This is a genomic window from Pseudomonas piscis, assembly GCF_009380155.1.
In the GTDB taxonomy this organism is placed as follows: Bacteria; Pseudomonadota; Gammaproteobacteria; order Pseudomonadales; family Pseudomonadaceae; genus Aquipseudomonas; species Aquipseudomonas piscis.
In genome coordinates this window covers 1-1,184 of sequence record NZ_WHUV01000019.1, presented here as the reverse complement: position 1 = coordinate 1,184, position 1,184 = coordinate 1, and the positions used below count along the sequence as shown (strand labels likewise).

The following is a 1,184-nucleotide window of genomic DNA, read 5'->3' as shown; positions in this document are numbered from 1 at the left end:
GGGGTTAGCGCTCGATCGCCAGGGCCACGCCCTGGCCGCCGCCGATGCACAGGGTCGCCAGGCCCTTGTGGGCATCGCGCTTGATCATTTCATGCAGCAGGGTCACCAGCACCCGGCAGCCCGACGCGCCGATGGGGTGGCCGATGGCGATGGCGCCGCCGTTGACGTTGACCTTGGCCGGGTCCCATGCAAGCTCCTTGGCCACCGACAGCGACTGCGCGGCGAAGGCTTCGTTGGCTTCGATCAGGTCCAGTTGCTCCAGGCTCCAGCCGGCCTTTTCCAGGCAGCGACGGGTGGCCGAGACCGGGCCGATGCCCATGATCGCCGGGTCGACCCCGGCGTTGGCGTAGGCGGCGATCTTCGCCAGTACCGGCAGGCCCAGGGCCCGCGCCTTGCTGGCGCTCATCAGGATCACGGCGGCGGCACCGTCGTTCAGCGCCGAGGCGTTGCCGGCGGTGACGCTGCCGTCTTTCTTGAACGCCGGCTTGAGCTTGGCCAGGGCCTCGGCGGTGGTGCCGGGGCGGGGTTGTTCGTCGGTGGCGAAGGTGACGGGCTCGCCCTTGCGCTGGGGAATCTGGATCGGGGTGATCTCGTCGACGAAGCGCCCGGCCTCGATGGCCGCGGCGGCCTTGCGCTGGGAGTCGGCGGCGAAGGCGTCCTGGGCTTCACGAGTGATGCCGTATTTTTCCACCAGGTTCTCGGCGGTGATGCCCATGTGATAGTCGTTGAAGGCATCCCACAGGCCATCGCTGATCATGGAGTCGATCATCTGGCTGTGGCCCATGCGCAGGCCGGTGCGGGCGCCGGGCAGGACGTAGTTGGCCAGGCTCATGTTCTCCTGGCCGCCGGCGATGATCACCTCGGCGTCGCCGCAGCGGATGGCCTGGGCGGCCAGGTGCAGGGCCTTGAGGCCGGAGCCGCAGACCTTGTTCAGGGTCATGGCGGGCACGGCATGGGGCAGGCCGGCCTTGATCGCGGCCTGGCGTGCGGGGTTCTGCCCGGCGCCGGCGGTGAGCACCTGGCCCATGATGACTTCGTCGACCTGGGCCGGGTCGATGCCGGTCTGGGCCAGCAGTTGGCGGATCACCGCGGCGCCGAGGTCGACGGCGGGAATGGCCGCCAGCGAGCCCTGGAAGGTGCCCACGGCGGTGCGGGTAGCGGCAACGATTACGACGTCTTGCATG

At 69.6% G+C, this 1,184-nt stretch carries 1 protein-coding gene; it reads right to left on the bottom strand.

Annotation, left to right across the window (positions count from 1 at the left end):
* Window positions 1–4: 4 nt before the first annotated feature.
* Window positions 5–1,183: an acetyl-CoA C-acetyltransferase gene (locus tag GDH07_RS32190; RefSeq protein ID WP_022641052.1), complete on the bottom strand. Its 1,179-nt coding sequence runs from the start codon at window positions 1,181–1,183 to the stop codon at window positions 5–7.
* Window position 1,184: the final 1 nt, after the last annotated feature.

Bases quoted from the DNA above. Each gene is read 5' to 3' on its own strand.
- GDH07_RS32190 (WP_022641052.1), bottom strand. From the start codon at position 1,183: ATGCAAGACGTCGTAATCGTTGCCGCTACCCGCACCGCCGTGGGCACC.